Genomic DNA, 23,035 nt, shown 5'->3' with positions numbered 1-23,035 from the left:
TCACCTGCGCGATCACGATGGATTGGACCTGACCAGCTCCGAAACTTCCGCAACCTTGGTCCGGGTCTCGAGGCGCTCGGGCAGCGCCAGCTTGTAGAGGGGCAGCGCGCCGGCCGTGGTGAGGATGGCCACGAGCACCAGCATCGCGAAGAGCTCCTGGTTGATCATGCCCTGGGCCAGGCCGATGTTGATGAAGATGAGGATCATCAGGCCGCGGGCGTTCATGAGCGCCCCCACCGCGTACGACTCCCGCCAGCCGAACCCCATCCCCCGCATCGCCAGCGCGCACCCGAAGTACTTGCCGGCGAACCCGGCGAGCAGGATCAGCCCGAACGCCAGCAGCATGGCGCCGCCCGCGATGCCCCCGAGGTGGGTGTTCAGCCCCGAGAAGGTGAAGAACGTGGGCAGCAGCAGCGTCGAGACGATCTCCATCATCCGGCCGTGCAGCGCCTCGCGGAACTTGGGGTCGCGGGGCATGGCCAGGCCGGCGAGGAAGCCGCCGAAGACCGAGTAGACGCCGATCCAGTCCGTCAGCCAGCCGGCCGTCAGCGGCACGAGGATGACGACGTACATGCCGGTGGCGCCGAGGTGGCCGGTGCGGGCCACGGTCGCGCCCAGGGGGCGCAGCAGGGGGGCGACCACCTTGAGCATCACGACGGCGAACAGCGCGGTCAGGCCGATGGTGGGCAGCGCGTCGCCGGCGCCGGCGCCGAGGTGCATGGCCGACAGGACGGCCAGGATGCACCAGGCCAGGGCGTCGTCGATGGAGGCGGCGATGAGGGTGAGCCGGCCGACCGGGGCGTTCTCCAGGCCGCGCTCGTACAGGATCCTGGCCAGCATGGGGAACGCGGTCAGCGACAGCGCCCCGCCGACGAACAGGGCGAACTGGAAGGGGCTGACGTCCGGCAGCGAGAGCAGGTCGTACAGGAGGAGGCCCGCGCCGAAGCCGAGCAGCAGCGAGGGGACGATCCCCGAGACAGCCAGCGCGGACGCCTTGCGGACCTCGCCCGGCGTGCGCCCGCTGTGGTCGAGCCCCGCCCCGACCAGGAACATGTAGAGCGTCAGGCCGATGGTGCTCAGCACGTACAGGACCGGCCTGACGTCCTTCGGGAACAGGGCCGCCTGCGCGTCGGGGAAGAGCCAGCCGAAGAACGTCGGACCCAGGAGCACGCCGGCGACCATCTCGCCGAGCACGCGCGGCTGCATCACCAGTTGCGCCAGCCGGCCGCAGATCGCCGCGACGATCAGGATCACGACGAGGGCGGGCAGGACCTTGAGTATGAGGGCGAGGTTCGGATCGGGAGACGTGACGTGGGCCAGTGCGGTCATGTTCGGTTCTCCGCTGGGTGATCGAAGTGGATCTCGCAGAGCCGTTGCCGGCGGGCGTCCCAGACCATGTACGTGCCGAGGACGAGTTGCACGAGGCTGCGCCAGACGTCCTCCCAGCGGTCGCGGACCCGCATGAGGACGAGCGCGGCGCGGGGCGGGGACGCGTGCGGCGGGGTGAGCAGGCACGGCCCCCGGTTCGGCAGGGACCGGGTGTGGGCGGCCGAGGAGTGCAGGGCGTGGCGGTGCAGGATCTCCCGCGCCGCGACCCGCATCGCGATCGGCGCCAGCCGCCAGGCCGGGCAGGGACGGTTGGCGGCGACGCCGAACGGGATGTGGTTGAGCTCTTTGACGGGCCGGTCGAAGCGGCCCGGGTCGAAGCGGTCCGGATCGGCGAACCCGGCGCGGTGGAACTCGGGATAGTCGAAGCAGAGCACCGACCCGGCCGGGATCGCGGTGCGCTCGCCGAGCGGGATCTCGCCGGTGGTGATGCGGTGGGCGATGCCGAAGAGCGGGTAGAGCCGCAGCGTCTCGGAGATCACCTGGTCGAGGTAGCGGTCGTCCCCCGTACGGGCCCGCTCCTGCGCTTCCGGATGCTGCGCGAGGACCATGAGCAGGTGGGCCATGGCCTCCGACATCTGGACGACGGCGGTGTTGAAGAAGGCTCCCTGGAGGTAGAACGCCTGCTCCTGGGGTGACAGGCCGGCGGGGAGCGGGATCCGCACGCGTGACAGGCGGCCGAGCAGGTAGCGGGTCAGGCGGTGGCGGCGTTCCATGTGCCGCAGGCCCGTGCACTTGAGCGAGGTGACCACGTCGTTCGCGTTGCCCACGATCAGGTCGCGGGCCTCGCGCGGGCACGGCTCGGCGAACACCAGCTCGTAGGCGAACTCGGCCCACAGCGGCATCGTCAGGTCACGCAGCCGCACCGGTCCCCGCGCGTCCGCCAGCGTACGGGCGGCGCAGCGGCGCGTGAGCTCCTCGGCCTCGTCGCGCGGCACGGAGAGCAGCCCGCGCGTCGCCTTGGCCACCGCGTCGTACCGCTCGCCCGCCTCCAGGTGCTCCTGGTGCATCTCGGGGCCGGGCGACAGCCAGTACCAGAACAGGTCCGACAGCGCGGCGCCCCTGCTGCGCCCGCCGGCGGCCGGGTGCGAGTAGACCTCCCTGAAGCGGTCGACGCCCACGAGGTCGCCGGGGACGGGGATGCCCTCGTCCCCGTTGATCCGGTTGAAGACGCGTACGCGCAGCGCCACGACCCTCGCCGGCAGCCACCACGGCAGGCTCGCCACGACCGCCAGGATGATCAGCGTGATCAGCATGGCCGCCGCACCATGCCCGGGTCGAGGTCGCCGATCGACGCGCAGCCGCACAGCGTGAGCGCGTGCTCGACCTCCGCGCGCAACCGGCCGAGCACGCGGGCCACTCCCCGCTCGCCGTCCGCGGCCAGCCCCCAGATCACCGGGCGGCCGACGGCGACCGCCGCGGCGCCGAGCGCCAGCGCCTTCAGCACGTCCGTGCCGCGCCGGATCCCGCCGTCCAGCAGCACGGGCACGGCCCCGCCGACGGCCGCGGCGATGTCCGGCAGCAGGTCGATCGAGGCGGGAACGGTGTCGAGCTGCCGCCCGCCGTGGTTCGAGACCATGATCGCCGAGACGCCGTGGTCGAGCGCGATCCGCGCGTCGCCGGGATGCGTGACGCCCTTGACCACGATCGGCAGCGCGGTCATCTCCCGGAGCCGGCCGAGGTGCTCCCACGACAGCTCGGGCGACATGAGGATCGGGCGCACCCGGTCGCCGTCGCGCAGGTTCTCGCAGCACAGGTGTTCGGGCAGGTCGTGGAAGTCGTTGCGCAGGTCCCGCTCGCGTCGGCCGAGCACGGGCGAGTCCACGGTGACGACCAGCGCCTTGCAACCGGCCGCCTCGGCGCGGCGCACGACGGTCTCGGTGAAGGCCAGGTCCGGCTGCACGTACAGCTGGAACCAGAGCTCGGCGCCGGGCGCGGCGGCCGCGACCTCCTCGATCGCGACGGTGGCGGCCATGCTCACGATCATGATCGTCTCGGCGGCGGCGGCCGCTCGGGCGGTGGCCCGCTCGCCCTCCGGGTCGGCGAGGCGGTGGAACGCGGTCGGCGCCACCAGCACGGGCATGGCGGCGCGGCTGCCGAGCAGGGTGAGGCCGGTCTCCAGCTTGGCCGCGCCGCGCAGCACCCTGGGCAGCAGGCCGATCCGGGCGAACGCGGCCTCGTTCGCGCGCACGGTGACCTCGTCACCTGCCCCGCCGGCGAAGTAGTCGTAGTGCGCGGGGTCGAGGCGGGCGCGGGCCTCGGCCTCGAACTCGCGCAGGCTCCACCGCTCCATCAGACCGCTACGGACGTCAACCGCGCGGCGAAGAAGGCCCGGAGGGGCTCGACGTGGATCTCCTTGGAGGTCCACTCGTTCTCGAGGTTCTCGGTGATGTGGTGGGCGACCGGGGGCCGGCCGGGCACGTGGTGGCGGACGACGGGGTGGAGGTAGTGGCCCTCGTGCGCCCGGACCGAGTCGCTCTGGCGGATCCGGCCCACCTCGACGTCGAAGGGGTCGATCTTGTCATGGTCGGGCCCGTAGTCCAGGGTGATCGCGAAGTGGCCGCGGTCGCCGATCGGCGGGCCCTCCAGGTCGTACGGCAGCTCCTCCAGGTAGCGGGCGGTGTCCCCGTCGGGCACGATGACGTCGGCCAGCAGCCCGAACTGCTGCCACAGCGCCGAGGTGCGGTTGACCCGCTCGATGACCGCCGCCGCGAGCGCCGCCGGGTCGGCGGGCAGCACCGTGGCGGGCCAGGGGACATCGTGGTGGCGGGACTCCAGGACGCGGTGCAGCGCGCGCACGCCGTACCGGAAGCCGTGGATGAAGCCGCTGGTGCCGTGCTTGAAGTCGCGCGACTGGGTGATCGTGCCGGCGAAGTAGAGGTCGGGCACGTTGACGGACTCGTAGGCCGGGGTGAGCGACGGGAACCTGTCGTTGATCACCAGCTCGGGGCGGCAGTCGTCGCCGAAGATCGAGCCGTCGAAGCGGAAGCCGGTGCAGAGGATCACGCTGTCGTACGGGATGTCCTTGGTGACCTCGTCGACCCGGACGAAGGAGACCGTCACCAGGTACGTGCCGTCCGGCCTGCGCTCGACGCGTTTGACGTCGCCGTCGAGGATCGCGTTCTGGGACTTGAGCTGGTAGGTGTCCAGCAGGCCGTTGTTGACCGCCCGCAGGTGGCCGACGTAATGGGTGCGCCAGGCCATGCGGACCGAGCGCGGCCCCGCCACGTGGATGACCGCGGCGGTCTCCATCAGGTTGTCGGCCGTCTCGAAGGCCGAGTTGCCCTTGCCGATGACGAGCACGCGCTGGTTGACGTAGTCGGCCGGGTCGGTGGAGTGGGCGCCGTACAGGTCGGCCGTCTCGATGCCCGCGATGGGCGGGATGTTGGGCTTGGTGACGCCGGTCGCGACGATGACCCGCTTCGCCTCGTACGTGCGCCCGGTCTCGTCCGTCACCCGGAACGACGCGCCGGGCCGGTCCACGCGGACCACCCGGGAGTCGTAGGCGACGCGCAGGCCGCGCTTCTGGGCGAAGTCGGCCAGGTAGCGGACCATGTCGTCGGCGTGCGGGAAATACCGGTCGCTGTAACGGGTGAACAGCAGGTCGGGGTCGTCGGACAGCAGCGAGTTCCAGTCCATCCGGAGGTTGAGCTCGGGGTCGTCCCATCCGGTGTACTTCTTGTTGATCGAGATCAGCGTGCGATGGCGCGGGTGGGTGCGGAAGAACTGGCCCGGCGCGGGACCCGCCTCGAGGATCAGGTAGTCCCGCCCCTGCTCGTGCAGGAAATACCCCAGCTGCAGACCCGCGGGGCCCGCGCCGATCACCAGGTAGTCCAGGGTCTTGTCCGGCACTGAAGCCTCCGCCACAACGAGGTGATTGAACGGACAACCTCAGTGTTGGCGGGCAATTCTCAGAATTTGCTCAGAGAGGGCGCGTTTGTCGGGCTTGCCGCTGGTGGCGAGGGGGACCGCGGGGACGATCGTGATCGTCTGGGGAACGCTGTCCTCGCCGAGCCGCGCGCGTACCAGTGCCCTCAGCGCGCCCCGGTCCGGGGTCCGGCCCGCGGCCGGGACGACGAACGCGTGCACGGCCTCGCCCGTGCCCTCGTCCGCGGCGCCCACCACGTACGCCTCGTCCACGCCGGGGTGATCGGTCAGCGCGCGCTCGATCGGGCCCGCGTACACCACCATCGCGTTGACCATGATCACGTCGCGGGAGCGGCCGGCCAGGTGGAGGAAGCCGTCCCCGTCCATATGGCCGAGGTCGCGGGTGCGCAGCCAGCCGTCCTTCAGGGTCTGGCGGGTCTCCTCCTCGTCGCCCCAGTAACCCCGCATCAGGTACGGGCTGCGTACGTGGACCTCGCCCGTCACGCCCGGGGGCAGCTCGGCGTCGTGCTCGTCGCGCACGCTGATCTCGACCCCGGGATGCGGGCGGCCGACGGGCTCCAGCACGCCGGCGGCGATGTGGTCGGGGGTGAGCATGGCGATGTTGCCCGCCTCGGTCTGGCCGTAGCCCTGGTAGACGACCGGGCCCAGCCTCTCGGTGGCCTCGGCCAGCCGCCGCGCGCTGATGGGCGACCCCGAGACCATCAGCGCCCGCAAGCTACTCACATCCACCTTGTCCAGAAATTTCAGCATCTGGAAGAGCCGGGGCACGGTGATGATCGAGCCGGTGATCCGGTGGCGCTCGATCGCGTACGGGAACATCGGCCGCCCGTCGTCCTCCGGGATCACCGCCGTGCCGCCGCCGAGCAGGCACGGCGCCACGAACTCCATCACGACCATGCTGGCCAGCGTGCCGAACAGCAGGTACCGCTCGAAGGCCCCGGCGAGCCCGGCCGCGACGGGCGACCACACGCGCGGCTGCCACGCCCAGTGCTCGCCGAGCGCCCGGTACGTGATCGCGCACCCCTTCGGGCGGCCGGTGCTGCCGCTGGTGAAGGTCAGGGCCGCCACGTCGTCGAGGCGGGCGGTCACGGTCAGCGGCCGTCCGTCGTCGGGGTGGGCCAGCAGGTCGCCGGCGCCCGTACAGGGGCCCAGGGACAGCGTCGGCCGGCCGGGGAGGTGACGGGCCGCGGCGCGGCGCAGGTCGGGGGTCGCGGTCGCGGGGTCCACCAGCAGGGCGTCGATCCCCATCCCCAGCACGTGGGCGAGCTGCCCCTCCGGATAGCCGGGCCGGATGCCGACGACCCGGCAGCCCAGCGTGTGCGCGGCCATGTGGGCGGCGAACGCCTCGGGCGTGACGGCAGTGCGCACCGCGACGGCCCGCCCAGGGCCCAGGCCCGCGGCGCGCATCGCGCCCGCCAGCCGCCGGATCAGCTCCAGCAGCTCGCCCCGGGAGAGCGTCCTGTCGCCGTGCTCGAAGGCCGGGCGGTCCGGCGTGTCGCGCAGCGCGTCGAGCAGAGGCTGTGGGAAGAGCATGTGCGCCTCCTCCGTGCTTTCATATTTCCGGATTTATCGCGACATTAGACGGCACAGATCAGAGACCCATCAGAGACGTGCAGGTGGTGAGCGCGACATGAAAGTGATCGGCGCGGGCTTCGGGCGCACGGGCACGCGGTCGCTCAAGGCGGCCCTCGAGATCCTGGGCTTCGGCCCCTGCTACCACATGTCGACGGTCATCGCGGAGCCGTACCGCGTCCGGCAGTGGCTCGACGTCGGGGAGGGCCGCTCCCGCGACTGGGACACGCTGTTCACCGGCTTCCGGTCGGCGCTCGACTGGCCCGCCTCGGCCTACTGGCGCGAGCTGGCCGGGCACTACCCGGAGGCCAAGGTCGTCCTGACCGTCCGCGACCCCGCCCGCTGGTACGACAGCGTCAGCGAGACCATCTTCCGCAGCGCCCTGGAGGAGCGCCGGCTCCCCCTGCGCCGCCGGGTGACCCGCTGGCTGGTGGCCCGCCGCGCGCCGGACTTCGCCCTCTACCCGCGCATGGCCAGGGCGACCGTCATGGACCGCGTCTTCGGCGGCCGCATCGACGACCGCGACCACGTCCTCGACGTCTACGAACGGCACGCGGCCGAGGTGCGGGCGGCGATCCCGGCGGAACGGCTGCTGGTGTTCGAGGTGCGGGACGGGTGGGAGCCGCTGTGCGCGTTCCTCGGCGTGCCCGTGCCGGAGGCGCCGTTCCCGCAGGTCAACGAGCGAGCCGCGTTCCGCGCGAAACGGCCGCGCCGGCTCCTTCGGCTGATCGTGCGCGGCCGCTGACGGCGCCCCGGCTCGCCCGCACGATCGGCCGAGTGTTCCCGAACTCCATCCAGGAAGATCGCGAATGCGTAGGGTGGCATGGCATGAACCTGGACCTTTCCGACTACCGCGCCAAACTGGCGTCTGCGTCCCCGGAACGTGCCTGGAAATCCCTGCGTGAGCTCGCGCTCCGCGGGCAGGGCGACGCGCTCGCGCTGGCCGCGGAGTTCGCGGAGATCGCCGCGCCGTCGTCCGAGAAACTGCTCAGGCTGTGGCCCCAGGCGCTCGACCCCGACGCCTTCGCCGAGCACCTGCTCGCCCCCGCCTTCGACGACGAGGGCCGTACCGAGCTGGAGCTGCGCCGGCGTGACTCGCTCACCGGGCTGCGCCACCTGACGATCCTGCGGACGCTGGTCCTCGACCACTGCAAGAGCCTCACCGACCTCTCCGAGCTCGCCGCGCTGACCGAGCTGCGCGAGCTCAAGCTGGACGGCTGCGCGGCCGTCAGCGACCTGCGGCCGCTCGCCGGGCTCATCGGCCTTGAGGTGCTCGAGGTCACCAGCTCCCCCGCGGTGTCCGACGTCTCCCCGCTGCTCGGCCTGCGCAACCTGCGCCGGCTCAGCCTGCGCAGCAGCGGGGTGACCGGTGTCGAGGGGTTCGGCGAGGCGTTCCCTTACCTGGACTGGCTCGGCCTCGACAACTGCCGGTTCATCGAGGACATCCGGCCGCTGTCCGGGCTGCGCCGGCTGACCGAACTGGACGTGAGCCGTACCAAGATCACAAGCATCGACGGCCTGTACGGCCTCGACTCCGTGACCGAGCTGCACATGCACTGCGCCCGCCTGACCAGCCTCGACGGCATCGCCGCCATGCCCGCGCTCGAACGGGCGTATCTCAGCGGCTGCACGAAGCTGAAGAGCCTCGACGGCCTCGGCCACCACCCACGCCTGACGAACCTCGGCCTGCCCAGCGCCCCGCTCCCCGACCTGCGCCCGCTGTCGCGGCTGCCCGCCCTGACCGGGATCACCGTCGAGAGCTTCACCAAGCTCACCTCGCTCGACGGGCTCGAAGGGCACCCGTCGATCAGCGAGGTGTACCTGGCCTACACCGACCTCATGACGGACTTCTCCGCGCTCGCGCGCATGCCCGCCCTGCGCACCCTGACCCTGCAGGGGCTGGACCACCTCTCCGACCTCAGCCCGTTCGCGGGGCTGCTGAACCTGGAGGAGCTCTACGTCGCCTGCACCGGCCGCCTGACCACCCTGGACGGGCTCGAGCGCCTGCTCTCCCTGCGCGCTCTGCACCTCTACGACTGCGGCTCGCTGAGCGACCTGGGAGAGGTCGGCGGCTTCCCGTCGCTCAAGGAGGTCACCGTGAGCGGCTGCCCGGCCCTGCCGCCCGACCTCCTGTCCGACCTGCGCGCCCGTGGCCTGCTCAGCGACTGACCTCAGCGGCAGCCTGGGCCGATGTGGTGATGAGCTCGTCGGCGACCCACCGCGCGACGCCGGCGGGGTAGGGCGCCGACAGTCCGAGGACGATGTGCCGGAAGCCGGCGTCGAGCGCCTCGCCGATCGCGTCCCGGGTGATGTCGGGCTGGTCGTAGGAGACCGGCAGGTGGATCGAGCGGATGATCGAGGCGGGGTCGCGGCCGAGCTCGGTGCAGTAGCGGTCCAGCAGCCGGCTGCGGCGGACGACGTCGTCGATGTCGCCGCCGGGGATGTTCCACAGGTCGGCGTGCTCGGCGGCCACGCGCAGCGTCGGGCCCGAGCGCCCGCCGATGAGGATGGGCGGGTGAGGGCGCTGGACGGGCTTGGGGTTGCAGAACGCCCCGGCGAGCCGGACGTAGGTGCCGTGGAAGTCGAACGGTTCGTCCTCGGTCCACAGCCGACGGATCACCGTGCACGCCTCGGCGAGGCTGCCCACCGCGTGCGCGGCGTCGTGGAAGGGCAGGCCGTGCGCGTCGTACTCGCGCCGGGCCGAGGGCCAGCTGGGCCGCGAGCCGGCGCCGATGCCGAAGTCGAGCCGTCCGCCGGAGACGATGTCGACGGTCGCGGCGATCTTGGCCAGCAGCGCGGGCGGCCGGAAGCGGTTGCTGGTCACGAGCAGGCCGAGGCGCAGCCGCCGGGTCTGCGCGGCGAGGGCCGAGAGCAGGGTCCAGCCCTCGTACGTCGTCCCGTTGGGGTCGCCGAAGATGGGCAGCAGGTGATCGAACAGCCATGCGTGCTCGATCTCCGGGATGGCGTCCGCCTCGCGCCAGACCCGCAGGACGTCCTGGTAGTCGACCTGCGACGGGGCGGTCATGATCCCGAAGCGGGGCCGGGAGGTGTGCAACATCGGGCCGCTGATCCTTTCGGTCGGTCAATCGGAACACGGTTCAGCGCGGCACGTCATGACCGCGCCTGACTTGGTGACCAGAGCTCTGCTCTGGCATCATGAGCAATCGGAACCTAGTTCCGATTACGATAAGGAACGGGGTTCCGTTTTGGCAAGCTCGGCAGCGGAGGAAGCGGCACGGTGAACGAGGGCGGCTCGGGGCGGGCGGCCCCGCGCAAGCGGGCCGACGCCCGGCGCAACGAGAGGACGCTGCTCGACGCCGCCGCGGCGGTCTTCGTGACCTCGGGCGTCGAAGCGCCGGTGCGCGACGTCGCGGCCAGGGCGGGAGTCGGGGTGGCCACGATCTACCGCCACTTCCCGACGCGGGCGGACCTCATCATCGCCGTCTACCGGCACCAGGTCGAGGCCTGCGCCGAGGCCGCTCCGACCCTGCTGGCGAGCGGCGCGACCCCGCACGCCGCGCTGGGGCGATGGATCAACCTGTTCGTCGACTTCCTGGTCACCAAGCACGGGCTGGCCGCCGTGCTGCGGTCGGACGACGCCGGCTTCGACACGCTGCACGCCTATTTCCTCGACCGGCTCGTGCCCGCGTGCGCCCAGCTCCTCGAAGCCGCGGCCGCCGCCGGCGAGATCCGCCCCGACGTGGACGCCTACGAGCTCATGCGTGGCGTCGGCAACCTCTGCATCGGCGCCGACAACGATCCCCGCTACGACGCACGCCGGCTGGTCGAGCTCCTCATCGCAGGACTGCGCCTCCCGCACCGCTAGAGTCGATCGGATCAGCGTTCCGGATGCCGAATGAGCCGGCCTTCCGAACAAACTGATTCACACGCCCCCCGCGGCGATAGAGGATCGTGGACATGGCGAAGGACTACCGGTACGCCGACGCCGTTCGGCTCCTCGGCGGCGCCGATCCGGCGGTCGAGAAGATCGACCTGCTGCTCAGCATCGGCACGCTCGGACTCTGGGACGTGATCGACGCCAAACAGCAGTTCGTGCAGGTGGGCAACACCCTCCTCGGCAGGTGGCGCGAGTGGCGCACCGGCCGCGAATGGCACAGCCGTACCGAACGCATGGAGGCCGCGCACACGATCCTGGTCATCACGGCGTTCTTCGAGGCGGTCGACTCCATCGAGCTGCCGTTCAGCTCGCAGGACCTGCGGATGAGCAAGGAGGAGCAGGCGAAGCTGGCCGGGTATTCGGGCATCGACCTGTCGCGCGGCCTCCCCCGTCCTTCGCCGTACCTCCCTTTCGAGCAGGCCAAGCGAGCCGTCTTCGAGTTCTACGAAACGTACGGTCATCGCCTGCGGTCGTTCGTCATGAGACTGAAGGTCTGGGACGGGCTCGGTCCGTCCGAGCGGGAGAAGGTCGTCGCCCAACTCGAGCGGAAGCTGCCGGAGACGGCCGTCCGGCATTACGAGGACCGGTACCGGAGGCTGGCGCTCGACGTCCCCGAGTTCGCGCTGTGGGCGGGGATGATCGAGCATCAGGCGACGAGAGCAGGCCTGGCGGAGCTCGAGCGGTTGCTGTCCCTGGTCACCTCGGGCGCCGCCCTCCCGGCCCAGCTGACCACCCTGAGCAGGCTGCACCGCGCCGCGTTGAAGGAACCGCTGGCGGCGGCGAGGGGGCAGGACGAGACGGCCGCCGCCGTACGGCTGCCGACCGTCGAGGAGGCCTATGTGACGCCTCGCTTCCGTACGAGCGAGGTGCGCCGCCCCACCGACCCCAGCCTCGAAGCGTGGTGGGACGACCTGGAGGTCCGCGATGACCTGCCGCGGTTCCTCGCCGGCTTTCTCACCCGGTCGGCGGCGAGCGAGGTGCCGTTCGTCATCCTCGGCCAACCCGGCGCGGGCAAGTCCCTGCTGACCAAGGTTCTGGCCGCCCGGCTGCCGGAGGGACGGTACGTGCCGGTTCGGGTGCCGTTACGGGACGTGGCGGCGAACGCCGACATCCAGGAGCAGATCGAGCAGGCCGTCTACCGGCTCAGCGGTGAGCGGCTGGAGTGGCCCGCTCTGGCCAGGAGCGCCGAGGGCGTCCTGCCCGTGGTCCTGCTCGACGGCTTCGACGAACTGCTGCAGGCGACAGGGGTGCGCCAGTCCGACTACCTCGAGAAGGTGGCCCGGTTCCAGCGGCGTGAGGCCGATGCCGGTCGGGCGGTCGCGGTCGTCATCACCTCGCGTACGGCCGTCGCGGATCGGGCCGCGTTCGTCCCCGGCACCGTGGTCGCCAGGCTCGAACCGTTCAACGAGGCGCAGATCGACCGCTGGCTGACCGCCTGGAACACCAGGAACGACGCCTACTTCGTCCGGCAGAGGATCAGGCCGCTGGCTCTGGACGTCGCGCTCGCCCAGCGAGCCCTGGCGGAGCAACCGCTGCTCCTGCTGATGCTCGCGCTGTATGACGCCGACGGGAACGCGCTGAGCAAGGACGCGGCGGAGTTCCGGCAGACGGAGCTCTACGAACGGCTGATGCGCAGATTCGTGGAGCGGGAGCTGGAGAAGGCCTATCCCGAGGACCAGGTTCCGTTCCTGCTCGAACGCGAGATGCTGCACCTGTCGTACGTCGCGTTCGCGATGCTGAACCGGGGCCGCCAGTGGGTGACCACGGCCGAACTGGACCACGATCTGTCGGGACTGGAGTTTCCCGCACAGGTACGCACCGGCACCTTCGCCACTCCGCTCACGGCCGGCGAACTCGCCATCGCGAAGTTCTTCTTCGTCCATCGCGCGCAGGCCACCCGCGACCACGACGTGGTGCAGACCTACGAGTTCCTGCACGCGACCTTCGGCGAGTATCTCACCGCCCGGCTCATCACCACGCTGCTGGGCGACCTGGCCGTCAAGCAGTCGGGCCTGGTGGTGACCGAGGTCGACGACGGGCTGCTGCAGGCCCTGCTGTCATGGTCGGCACTGTCGTCCCGTACCACCGTCGTCTCCTTCCTGCGGGAACTGGCCGAGGCGAAGGGCGCGGAGAGCCTCTGGGGCGAGCTCGTCATGCGGCTGTGCCGCCGGTTGGACACGCGGTTGACCGTGCCGTACCCGAACTACCGCCCGCGCACGGCCGGCCTTCCGCAGCGCCACGCCTACTACTCCGCCAACCTGCTGGTGATCGCGCTGGCCTGCCTGACCGTCCACAGGGCCGGCGCGTTGCTCCCGGGGCACGAGGACCCGCTCACCGAGTGGCGACGCCACACCCTGCTGTGGCGCTCGCAGTGCGCGGCCGGCGAATGGGCGAGCCTGATCAACCTGGTGCAGGCGGACATCGTCGCGCTCCAGAACGGCGAATGGGACATCGAGCTGCGGCTCGACCTGAGCGGCTCGACGCCGCAGCCGATCTCCGGCGACTGGATGGAGAACGAGCCACCCGGCGATCACTCCATCTGGCACGGCGCCTTCCCCCCACCTCGAACACCGTCCGCCGGGACGATGCTCGACGTACCGCTGCCGGTGGCGGAGCCGGCCGACAGGGCCAGCCTGCTGGACCGGGTCGCCGAGGTGTGCGAGGCCCGGTACGAACACGCCCAGATCCGCACGGTGCCGGCTCACCCCCCGTACCTGCTGATGACCGTCCCCGAGGACGGGTTCGTCCGCCAGTACCTCATCGGCGCTCACCTGGGCCGGGTCACCGAAACCGACGTGGAGGCGTTCCTGCGGCATGTGCACGCCGCCGTGCCAGGCCCGGGATCCGAACTGGTCTACCAGGGGCCCGCGCCGACCACGGCGGTGCGCGACTACGCCACGCGCAGAGGGCTCAGGCTGCGCAGCTTCATCGAATTCCAGGGCCTGCTCGACCTGTCGGACTACGTGGCCGAGCAGACCAGGCGGCTGCGCTCCGACCAGCGCTACCCGCCCGACCTGTACGTACCCCAGCGGTTCAGGGAGCTGGACCGTCCCCAGCCGGGCGTCCAGGAGGACCTGGCCAAGGAGCTGATGCGGCTGCTGGCCGCCGACCACGGACGGTTCATGCTGGTGCTGGGCGACTTCGGCCGGGGCAAGACGTTCGCGCTTCGCGAGCTGGCCCGGCGCATCCCGGCCGAGCTGCCGCACCTGACGCCGGTCTTCATCGAGCTGCGCTTTCTGGAAAAGGCCCAGTCGATGGACTCCCTGGTGGCGGCGCACCTCGCCGCGCACCACGAGCGGCTCATCGATCTCAAGGCGTTCCACTACATGCTGCGGCAGGGGCGGATCGTGCTGCTCTTCGACGGCTTCGACGAGCTGGTGACGCGGGTCACCTACGACCGGGCGGCCGACCACCTGACCACGCTGCTCGCCGCGGCCCAGGACAAGGCCAAGATCGTGGTCACCAGCCGTACGCAGCACTTCACGTCACACCATCAGGTCCTCACCGCGCTGGGCGAGATGGTGGGCATGCTGCCGCAGCGCCGGGTGCTGGCCGTGGAGGATTTCACCCCCGCGCAGGTGCGGGCGTACCTGCGCAACAGGTACGGCGACGAGCAGGCCGCCGACGACCGGTTCGCGCTGATCGGCGGCATCTCGGATCTGCTGGGCCTGGCCCAGAACCCGCGCATGCTCAGCTTCGTCGCCGACCTGCCCGGCGAGCGGCTGCGCACGGTGGCGACGACGGGCGGCGCGATCAGCGCGGCAGGGCTGTACGAGGAGATCCTGACCTCGTGGCTGGCCTTCGAGGAGCGGCGGGCCGGGGTGCCGGGCTCGGCGGCGGTGCTGAGCACCGAGGAGCTGTGGCAGGCGGTGACGGCGCTGGCGCTGCGGCTGTGGGAGTCCGGGAAGTCGCTGCTGGATCTGGACGAGCTGACCGAGATCGGCGAGACGCTGACCGGGCTGGCCGACGGGCGGATGTCGGCCGCGCAGGCGGCGCACGCGGTGGGGTCGGGCAGCCTGCTGGTGCGGACCGAGGAGGGGATGTTCGGGTTCATCCATTCCTCGGTGATGGAGTGGCTGATCGCCCGGCATGTCGCCCTGGGCGATCCCGCGCCGCTGCCGCGCCGGCACTTGTCGACGCTGACCGTGGACTTCCTGTGCGATCTGGCGGACGTGCGGTGGCTGCGGTCGTGGGTGACGGAGACGCTGGCCGACGCGGGTGCCGACGACGTCTCGCGGGCCAACGCGATGAAGATCGCCGACCGGCTGCGGCTGCCCGCCGGCCCCGATCTACGGGGGGCCCGGCTGACCGGCGAGGACCTGTCGTACCGGGACCTCTCCGGCGTCGACCTGAGCGGGGCGGACCTCACCGACGCCCGGCTCGTGGGGACCAACCTGGCGCGGGCGGTGCTGCGGGACGCCCGGCTCGTGGGTGCGCGGCTGGACGAGGCCGTACTGACCGGGGCCGACCTGCGTGGAGCGGACCTGACCCGGGCCAGGCTGGCCCGGGCCGACCTGCGCGACATCGCGACCGAGGGCAGCCGCTGGGACCGCGCGGCACTGATCGCCGTGACCCTCTCACCGGCGCTGGCCGACGACCCCGCCCTGCACGGCGCCGCGATCGCGCCGGGCCGGCCGGTGGCCGTCGAAGTGGCGCCCGCGCTGCTCGGCGTGCCGTACGACCATCGCCACGAGAGCGGCCGCCTGCCCGAGCCGATCGCCTACCACCCCGACGGCAACACCCTGGCCGTGGGCAGCGACGACGGCGGCGTGCTCATCTGCGACACCGCCACCGGCTTGCCGCTGCGCACCCTGTACGGGCACCGGGGACGCGTACACAAGACCGCGTACGCCTCCGGCACGCTGGTCACCGGCGCCGACGACGGCACGATCCGCCTGTGGGACCCCGCCACCGGCGAGTGCCTGCACGTGCTCACCGGGCACCCGGAAGGCGTCTGGCCGGTGGTGCTCAGCGCATCCGGTGAACGGGTGATGGCCGGCGGCGCCGACGGGGTGGTGCGCGTGTGGTCGGTGCGCGCAGGGGAAACGGTGGCGACCCTGCCCGGCCACTCCTCTCCGCTCCACACCGCCGCGTTCGCCGGCGACCTGCCGGCGACCGGCGACGCCACCGGCGCGATCAGGGTCTGGGAGTTGGGCACCGGCCGGGTGCGGCACGAGCTCGCCGGCCACGGCGGCGCGGTGCATCGCCTGGCGCCCAGCCCGGACGGCCGCCTGCTGGCAGCCGGGTACGCCACGGGCCTGATCCGCCTGTGGGACCCGCACGAAGGCTCGCTCGTACGGGAGCTCCCCGGCCACGCGGGCCCGGTCCGCACGCTGTCCTTCGACCCCACCGGACGACTGCTGGCCTCAGGAGACACCACGGGCGCGGTACGGCTGTGGGACGTGGCCGACGGCACTGCTCGCGGAGCCCTGCCGGGTCACGACACCGCCGTCCACCAGGTGCTGTTCAGCCCCGACGGGCACGTGCTGGCCAGCGGGGACGCACGCGGAGTGGTGCGGCTCCAGCGGCTCGGCGGTGAGCGGGTGGAACTGACGGGGCACCATACCTCGGTGTGGCCGTTCGCCTTCCGGCCCGACGGCCGGCAGCTCGCCACCAGCGGCAACGACGGCACGGTGCGCCTGTGGGACGCGGTCACCGGCCGGAGCCGGAGCATCCTGCGCGGGCACGGGCGGCGGATCTCCACCGTAAGGTTCAGCGCCGACGGCTCGATGCTGGCGACCGGCGGTAACGACGGCGTCGTACGCGTGTGGGAGCCGTGGACCGGGCGGCAGCTGCGGCAGTTCACCGGCACCTCCGACCGGCTCGTCTCCGCGGCGTTCTCCCCTGCCGGTCCGCTGCTGGCCACCTCCGGCAACGACGGCGGCGTGCACGTCTGGAACGCGGCCACGGGTGAGCACGAGCGCGAGCTCAACGCCAACACCGACCAGGTATGGACCGAGGCGTTCAGCCCCGACGGGAGCATGCTGGCCATCGCCGACGACGAGGACAGCGTCCGGATCTGGCACCACCCGACCGGGCGGCTGGCGGCCGAGCTGACGGACCACCGCGGGCGGGTGCGCTCCATCGCGTTCAGCCCCGACGGACGGCTCGTCACCACCGGCTGCGACGACCGCCTCGTACGGCTGTGGGACGCCGAGACCGGCACGCTGCGGGTCCGGCTGACCGGCCACGACGACCGCGTCTACGCGGTGGCCTTCCACCCGTCGGGCGACCGGCTGGCCAGCGCCGGCCACGACGGCACTGCCCGCGTCTGGGACGTGGCCACCGGCGAGTGCATCGACGTGCTCCGGGAGGGGACCGGCCGGCTGTGGGCGGCCGCGTTCAGCCCCGACGGGTCGTTGCTCGCCACAGCCGGCGACGACCTCGCCGTACATCTTTGGGATCCGGAGACGGGCCGCCGGCTGCACACCCTGGCCGGGCACACCCGGCGCGTGCTCTCGGTGGCCTTCGCGCCGTCGGGCGATCTCCTGGCCAGCGCCGGGGACGACGGCGGCGTCATCCTGTGGGACGTCGGTCCCGGCACGGCCCCGGCGCGGCGTGCCACCCTGCTCGGCCTGCCGGACGGCTGGGTCGCGCTGACGCCCGACGGGCGTTACAAGCAGATGGGCGAGGTGGCCGGGCAGTTCTGGTTCGTCGTCGGCATGCGGCGGTTCGAGCCTGGCGAGCTCGACCTGTACCTGCCGTCGGTCCGTCAGGTCCCGCTGGACCACCCTCTCTGGGGAACTCCCGGCACATGAGGCGTCGGCGCTTACCGGCGGCAGAAGCGACCTGTCACACCCGCACGCTAGATTCACTCCAACCACACTTGATCTTCAGTCACCACCTGGATGTACGACATGCACCCCCTCATCGTCGCCTTAGCCCTTGTCACCGCCGCTCCCACCACCAGCCACGCCCAGACAGCCGAACCCGACCCGGTCGCGGGCCTGCGTTCGCTGCTCGTCCGCGGCGCCGGCGCGACGGCCGAGTTCTACGGCCAGGCCTCCACGGACCTGTCCAAGGAGGTGCAACTGAACGGCCGGCGAACCTTCATCGGGAGCGGCATGGGACTGCGCGGAACCAGCAAGGTCAAGCTGGGCCGGGCCGGCGTGATCGCCTCGGAGCACACTCGGCAGCTCAGCGTGAGCAGCAAGGAGCTGATGGTGGAGGAGGCGCCCAAGGACCCCTACTTCGCCGGCGTGCTCGCCACGGTGGGGACGCTGCGCACCATCAGCGTGGGCGGCTGGCAGTACCAGCTCGCGCCGCGGGCGAAGGCCTGGGTGCGTACCGGCCGCGCCGGCGGCGCCGCGGCCGCGTACGGCGACCAGTTCATCAACGTCCTGGAGCCGGCCACACTTCGCAAGCTGCTGGCCACCAAGACCCGCAAGACTGTCGGGCCCTGGACCACGGATCACACCACCGGCCGCAAGCAGCGGATCTACAACCTGACCGGGACGATCAAGCTCAGGGAGCTCTATCGCGTCTCCCCCAGCTTCCGCGAGGCGGCGGGGACCGCGGCCCTCGGGACGTCTCAGGTGACATGGACGTACATGTACGACGACCGCGGATGGCCGTACCGGGTCGGCTGGCGCTTCTACGCGCACCCGCGGCCCGAGGTCCCGGGGCTCGGACACGACCGGATCCTGCGGGGGCACCTGGCCACGCAGTACCGGAACTGGGACAAACCCATGACGATCACCGCGCCCCAGGCGAAGCCGGGCCGGGGACTCGCGGTGGACGACCTCGCCGACGTCCTCAGCGCCCCCGAGCGCCGCAAGTGAGGAACGCGCCGTAATCGCCTGGGCGTGGAGACAAGCTCCGCTGTTCTCCCTCATCACTCTGGTCGGCTACGCGCTGATCGCCGTTCTCGCCGAAGGGAGCAAGGCGCTCTCCTGACTGGCCGGACAAGGGCGAGGGCGACCATCACCCGATCGCCGCCCTCCCCTGCCTCCCTCTGATGGCGCACGCCGTCGACATCGCGACCGTCCGGCCCTGCCGGTGCGCCTCCAAGGGCACCCGACCTCATGCACCGCCGAAGGAACTCCGCGCTCAGGCCGTTCTCAGGGGTTGCCGTACTTCTTGACGAACTGGTAGTACGTCCACGCCCATGCCCTGCAGTCGGGCCGGAACAGGATGAAGTAACCCCCGCATACCTTGTCGCGCATAGTGATGTAGAACCGGTTGTCCACGTCCAGCTTTCGCGTACGGGTGTTGTCGAGGTAGTACTTGTACTTCTTCTTCTGATTGGCGATCAGGCCGTACCCGTAGTCGTGGGAGTCGCAGGCCGGCCGCATATCGAAGTTGTGGGGCTTGTCCGGAGACTTCGTGCAGTGGTCGTAGTAGATGCCCCTGACCTTGAAGCCGCTGGCGGTCCGCTTCCAGTCGGGCTTCCGCCATTTGCCGCCGTGCCACGCCCAGGCCGAGCAGCCCGACTTCGTGTACCACATCCAGGTGACGGCAGTGTTGCACTTCTTCGGGTAGGACTGCGGGGGATCCACGCCGTCCGGCAGGAAGTCACTGGCCGGCGGCTCGGTGGCGTTCGGGTCGTCGAGCCCGGCCGCGCCCTCGGTCGGCCCGCCGTTGGCCGGCATGTCGGTGCCGGTGGCGACCACCTGGGGAGCGGCGACGCCCGCCGGGAACGACAGCTGCCAGCCGCCACTGGTGACAGAGTCGATCGACGACAGGCGCCCCACCGAGTCGTAGGCGTAGGTCCCCTGGACGGCGCCGACGCTGGGATCGCTCGCGGTGCGCAGCAAACCGTTCAGGTCGTAGGCGTAGCTCGCCTCGGTCTGCGGCGCCTCGGTTCCGTACGCGACCGTGATCTCCTTGAGCCGGCCCGTGTAGTCGCCGTTGGAGGTGCCGGTGGCCGTGGTGGCCGTGGCGTAGGTGAACCTGGTGACGGTCGCGGGGGTCGCGGCGCCGGCCGGCTCCTTCACCGTGCTGACACGGCCCTGGGCGTCGTAGGTGATCGTGGACTTGCCGAACGCGGTGCTGCCCACATCGCTCACCCGCCAGGGATCGACGCTCGGCGCCCCGGCCGGCCGGGCCCAGGTGTAGGTGAGCTGGAGGTCGCCGGTGCTGATGGGCGTGCCGTCGGCAGTGGCGAAGGTGTCGTCGCCCGCCTCCACGGGGCCCGGATCCGTCACGAGCGTCTCGACCGTCGTGGTACGCATCGCCCCGATGACCGCGTCCCACTTGGTGGTCTCGGTGATCTTGGCCCCGCTGGCGGCCTCGTACGTCTGGACACCGCCACCGTCGGGGAAGGACACGCTGCTCTTCAGGGGATAGCTGGTCGACGTCCCCTCATCGAGTTCCGTGACGACGATGGTGCCGTTCTGGTTCTCGAGCTTCCGGTTGATCTCTCCGCCGGCGAACTCGGCCTGCCAGCCCGGCCCGAAGACACCCAGCTCGGGCCGGGTCGCCGGGGCGGACTGCGGCCGGGCCAGATCGTCGGCGGCCAGAACCACGCCATGCTTACGGCTGATCGCGCCCGCGGACACGTCCAGCTCGGTGAGCTTGAACGTTTTGGTGTCCGAGGAGTACTGACCGGGGCCGATCTCCTGGACGTTCGCCGGTGGCGGCTCGTCGAGCGCGGCGGCGGAGACCATCTCCGGGAAGAGGAAGGGGAGGAGCATCGCCGAGACGGCGACGGGGAGCGCTAATCGGCGCAAGGGGTGCCTCCAGGTAAAGAGAGAAAGTGATTTGATCACCTGGAGAGTAAGGGTCGGTAAATCGCTTGGCAAGAGCTGGACAATTCCATGGAACAATGTTCAAATCGCCTGTGAAGCTATGCTTTGGATGCGATTCATTCGCGCGTTCATGCAGGTCGATGGGCTCCATGGCGAATTTATGGCGAGCTTATGGCGACATAGTGGAGCCGTCGAGAATAATGACCCGAAGGCGTATTCAGCAATTCGCGAATACAAGATCGCGCCAAAATCCGGCCGCCGCGACGCCATAGCCACCGAAGCCCCTCGCGGACAACTCGTAGATCATCTGCCCCCGGGCTCCTGAGGCGCCTCGACATGTCGGAAGCAACATCGTTGGATTCACAGCCATTACCACCGGGACCCCGCGTCGAGAGACGACGCGTCTGGGATCCTCAGGCGAACCAGCCGGTCAGCCGCCGCTTGAGGGTCGTCAAGCCACGCAAGGCAAGCAGGCGGGCCGCGCTAGCTGACTGATGCGCACAATGCGAACCGGTGGCAACATCCTGGAGGCCGGCAGGTGCGCGCCAACGCCACGGTCACGTGCGAGTACGGCAGTCCCTGCCAAGGATCCTGTGTTCTAGGATCCTTGGCCTATGAGCCAATTGCGGACGCTATCTGCCACGGAAATCCCTTCGGAACGACTCCTGCTTCGCAAAGCACACGCCGCCGACCGTGAAGAATTCATCGAGCTCATGACCGACCCCGAGGTTCAGGCCTACCTCGGTGGTCCCCGGCCTCGGAGCGACGTCGAGCAGCACTTCGATGCAGCCATAACCGCCAACACGACATCCAGCCCTGGCAACTATGTCATCGCGGACAACACGACGAACCGACTTATCGGAACATTGATGCTCGCCCACCGGCCGACCGACCGCCCCAGGCATGTCACCGAGGATGGCGAGGAACTGGAACTGGGCTATGTACTACGGCGCGGTGCATGGGGCGCGGGATTCGCATTCGAGGCCGCAACGGCCGCACTGCGCGCAGCGGCCGGCGAACTCCCCGACCAGCCGGTCGTGCTCGCCACCCAGACCGCGAACAAGCGATCTCTGAAACTCGCCGCCCGCCTCGGCTTCCGCCCCATCAGCACGTACGAGGCGTTCGGCGCCGAACAGACCCTCTGCACCGCTCCCCTGTCCCTGTTCCACAGCTGATCTCAGCATCCAACCCAGCAGCTCTCAGACCAGGAAGCCCAGGGTCTCAGGTGTTCCCCAGACCGTCACCGGCCACTCGGGGCCGGTTTCCTCCGGCGCACCGGTGAGGTCGGACCGGTCAATCGAGTTCAGACTCGCTCGCGTTGGTTCACTTCACGCGGCTCCCAACCTGGCTCCCTTTCAGGCTCTCAGCCAATCACGGCCAAAGGATGTCCAGCGCCAGCAGCAGCGCGCCGAGGCCGATCGCCATCGTCCCCAGCACCAGTCCCGCCACTGACATGCTGCGGTTGGACACCGTGGAGATCGTGGCCTTCCTTCGCACCCCAGGCCACGCCAGCGCTGCCGCAATGATCCCGAGAGCCAGCACCGTCCAGTTCGGCGCCCCCCACTTCTCTCTCAGCGGGCCACCGGCGAATATGGCGAGGCAGGCGACGATCAGAGAAAAGAGACCCAAACGATCGAATAATCGCGTCACAGCGAGCGAGCGTAGATCACCCACCTGCCATTCCACCGATCAAGCGAGAGACGCGGAGCCGAGCCCGGCTCTTTGCGCTACGGCAGAGCGTCAAGGTGTCGTTGACACTAACCGGGCCAAATTCAGTGGCACCTGACCCCTTTCTTGGCCTGCCCGTCTGCCGTCGTCCCACCCACAAGGGCAGCGGGCCGGCCGCAGGGCTGCCCGGACGCGTGCCCGGCGTCGGGGTCATGATGGAGAGAAGGCTGCCCCTCAACTCGTCAGCGCCAGCCGTCCAGCGATGCTTTTAGCCGTCCGCCGGGAGCGCCAACCGGAGGCGGCGGCGTGCCGAGACGGCGGCGCGTGCGGCCCCCCTCGGGTCCGCCTTGACTCCCTCACCGCAGCGTTCAAGCCTTGGTCGCTCTCTGGGAGCATCAGGGCGTCCGCGGAAACGTGCCGAGCAGGGACGGTCAGGCTCGCCTGGTGTTCATCCCCCGAAATGGCACCAAGATGAGCGCAGGTAACCTCCGTCGGGAGTTCCGGCGAGTGATCGTCCGAGCCGGTCTGGCCGGCGCCGATGGGACGCCCCGGAAGATGCGGCGCAGCTTCATCTCACTGCTGTCAGCGGACGGCGTCCCGATCGAGAACATTGCCCGGTTGATCGGGTATGCCGGAGGGTCGGCAGTCACTGAGAGGGGCTACCGTCTCCAGATCACACCCGTGATTCAGGACGGCGCGACTGTCATAGATCGGATCTTCTCAGGTGACGACCATGGGGCAGTCACTCAGCTAGGGCGCGTATTGAGTCGTGATCAATCTGTGGGATTCGCCTTCGCGTCGGGGCTTGGACCGGTAGATCTTGCTGCGTGACGCGAGTACAACTGACGGATGCGGAGTGGGAGTTCATCGGGCCGTACCTGCCAATCGGCGAGTACGGCCCCTACCCCGAGCGGCTGCGGCAGCAGTTCGAGGG

The 23,035-nt window shown here is 70.5% G+C and carries 14 protein-coding genes; 6 read left to right on the top strand and 8 right to left on the bottom strand.

Annotated elements, in window-relative coordinates:
* Nucleotides 1–12: 12 nt before the first annotated feature.
* From AB0L65_RS40950 to AB0L65_RS40930, 5 genes are read right to left on the bottom strand one after another with little or no spacing between them, the layout of a single operon-like run.
* The gene (locus AB0L65_RS40950) at nt 13–1,329 is read right to left on the bottom strand and encodes a cation:proton antiporter (RefSeq protein WP_364257335.1); all 1,317 of its coding nucleotides are present in this window, start codon (nt 1,327–1,329) and stop codon (nt 13–15) included.
* Nucleotides 1,326–2,642: a cytochrome P450 gene (locus AB0L65_RS40945; RefSeq protein WP_364257332.1), complete on the bottom strand. Its 1,317-nt coding sequence runs from the start codon at nt 2,640–2,642 to the stop codon at nt 1,326–1,328. The genes AB0L65_RS40950 and AB0L65_RS40945 overlap by 4 nt, the downstream gene beginning before the upstream one ends.
* Entirely contained in the window at nt 2,636–3,679 is a 1,044-nt protein-coding gene (locus AB0L65_RS40940) for an alpha-hydroxy acid oxidase (RefSeq protein ID WP_364257330.1), read from the bottom strand. Before AB0L65_RS40940 ends, AB0L65_RS40945 begins: the two co-directional genes overlap by 7 nt.
* Nucleotides 3,679–5,238, bottom strand: coding sequence for an NAD(P)-binding domain-containing protein (locus tag AB0L65_RS40935; protein WP_364257327.1), 1,560 nt, complete (start codon nt 5,236–5,238; stop codon nt 3,679–3,681). The genes AB0L65_RS40940 and AB0L65_RS40935 overlap by 1 nt, the downstream gene beginning before the upstream one ends.
* Before the next feature lie 39 nt (nt 5,239–5,277).
* Nucleotides 5,278–6,807 (bottom strand): AMP-binding protein, encoded by a 1,530-nt coding sequence (locus AB0L65_RS40930; RefSeq protein ID WP_364257324.1) that lies wholly within the window; start codon nt 6,805–6,807, stop codon nt 5,278–5,280.
* A gap of 97 nt (nt 6,808–6,904) precedes the next feature.
* Here AB0L65_RS40930 and AB0L65_RS40925 point away from each other — a divergent pair, with 97 nt between their 5' ends.
* The gene (locus tag AB0L65_RS40925) at nt 6,905–7,591 is read left to right on the top strand and encodes a sulfotransferase family protein (RefSeq protein ID WP_364257321.1); all 687 of its coding nucleotides are present in this window, start codon (nt 6,905–6,907) and stop codon (nt 7,589–7,591) included.
* Nucleotides 7,592–7,674: 83 nt separating this feature from the next.
* On the top strand, nt 7,675–9,015 hold the full coding sequence (locus AB0L65_RS40920) for a hypothetical protein (RefSeq protein WP_364257318.1): 1,341 nt from the start codon (nt 7,675–7,677) through the stop codon (nt 9,013–9,015).
* Here AB0L65_RS40920 and AB0L65_RS40915 read toward each other — a convergent pair.
* Entirely contained in the window at nt 9,005–9,904 is a 900-nt protein-coding gene (locus tag AB0L65_RS40915) for an LLM class flavin-dependent oxidoreductase (protein WP_364257315.1), read from the bottom strand. The genes AB0L65_RS40920 and AB0L65_RS40915 overlap by 11 nt on opposite strands.
* 180 nt (nt 9,905–10,084) lie before the next feature.
* Between AB0L65_RS40915 and AB0L65_RS40910 the strand changes: the two genes are divergently transcribed.
* From AB0L65_RS40910 to AB0L65_RS40900, 3 genes are all read left to right on the top strand, one after another.
* Complete coding sequence (locus AB0L65_RS40910; RefSeq protein ID WP_364257312.1) at nt 10,085–10,672, top strand: helix-turn-helix domain-containing protein; 588 nt, start codon at nt 10,085–10,087, stop codon at nt 10,670–10,672.
* 92 nt (nt 10,673–10,764) lie between these two features.
* A complete protein-coding gene (locus AB0L65_RS40905; RefSeq protein ID WP_364257309.1) occupies nt 10,765–17,502 on the top strand; it encodes an NACHT domain-containing protein in 6,738 nt (2,245 codons plus the stop codon).
* Nucleotides 17,503–17,601: 99 nt separating this feature from the next.
* Nucleotides 17,602–18,525: a hypothetical protein gene (locus AB0L65_RS40900; protein WP_364257306.1), complete on the top strand. Its 924-nt coding sequence runs from the start codon at nt 17,602–17,604 to the stop codon at nt 18,523–18,525.
* A 279-nt stretch (nt 18,526–18,804) separates the two neighbouring features.
* Here AB0L65_RS40900 and AB0L65_RS40895 read toward each other — a convergent pair whose 3' ends face one another.
* On the bottom strand, nt 18,805–20,415 hold the full coding sequence (locus AB0L65_RS40895; RefSeq protein ID WP_364257303.1) for a phospholipase A2: 1,611 nt from the start codon (nt 20,413–20,415) through the stop codon (nt 18,805–18,807).
* 632 nt (nt 20,416–21,047) lie between these two features.
* Here AB0L65_RS40895 and AB0L65_RS40890 point away from each other — a divergent pair.
* On the top strand, nt 21,048–21,608 hold the full coding sequence (locus AB0L65_RS40890) for a GNAT family N-acetyltransferase (RefSeq protein ID WP_364257300.1): 561 nt from the start codon (nt 21,048–21,050) through the stop codon (nt 21,606–21,608).
* A 196-nt stretch (nt 21,609–21,804) separates the two neighbouring features.
* Here the strand turns inward: AB0L65_RS40890 and AB0L65_RS40885 are convergent, their stop codons facing one another.
* Complete coding sequence (locus AB0L65_RS40885; RefSeq protein ID WP_364257297.1) at nt 21,805–22,083, bottom strand: hypothetical protein; 279 nt, start codon at nt 22,081–22,083, stop codon at nt 21,805–21,807.
* Nucleotides 22,084–23,035: the final 952 nt, after the last annotated feature.

Source organism: Nonomuraea sp. NPDC052116, assembly GCF_040680035.1.
In the GTDB taxonomy this organism is placed as follows: Bacteria; Actinomycetota; Actinomycetes; order Streptosporangiales; family Streptosporangiaceae; genus Nonomuraea; species Nonomuraea angiospora_A.
The sequence above is the reverse complement of the archived record's forward strand: the minus strand, read 5'-3'. Positions and strand labels throughout refer to the sequence as shown.

Bases quoted from the DNA above. Each gene is read 5' to 3' on its own strand.
- AB0L65_RS40950 (WP_364257335.1), bottom strand. From the start codon at position 1,329: ATGACCGCACTGGCCCACGTCACGTCTCCCGATCCGAACCTCGCCCTC.
- AB0L65_RS40945 (WP_364257332.1), bottom strand. From the start codon at position 2,642: ATGCTGATCACGCTGATCATCCTGGCGGTCGTGGCGAGCCTGCCGTGG.
- AB0L65_RS40940 (WP_364257330.1), bottom strand. From the start codon at position 3,679: ATGGAGCGGTGGAGCCTGCGCGAGTTCGAGGCCGAGGCCCGCGCCCGC.
- AB0L65_RS40930 (WP_364257324.1), bottom strand. From the start codon at position 6,807: ATGCTCTTCCCACAGCCTCTGCTCGACGCGCTGCGCGACACGCCGGAC.
- AB0L65_RS40925 (WP_364257321.1), top strand. From the start codon at position 6,905: ATGAAAGTGATCGGCGCGGGCTTCGGGCGCACGGGCACGCGGTCGCTC.
- AB0L65_RS40920 (WP_364257318.1), top strand. From the start codon at position 7,675: ATGAACCTGGACCTTTCCGACTACCGCGCCAAACTGGCGTCTGCGTCC.
- AB0L65_RS40915 (WP_364257315.1), bottom strand. From the start codon at position 9,904: ATGTTGCACACCTCCCGGCCCCGCTTCGGGATCATGACCGCCCCGTCG.
- AB0L65_RS40905 (WP_364257309.1), top strand. From the start codon at position 10,765: ATGGCGAAGGACTACCGGTACGCCGACGCCGTTCGGCTCCTCGGCGGC.
- AB0L65_RS40900 (WP_364257306.1), top strand. From the start codon at position 17,602: ATGCACCCCCTCATCGTCGCCTTAGCCCTTGTCACCGCCGCTCCCACC.
- AB0L65_RS40890 (WP_364257300.1), top strand. From the start codon at position 21,048: ATGAGCCAATTGCGGACGCTATCTGCCACGGAAATCCCTTCGGAACGA.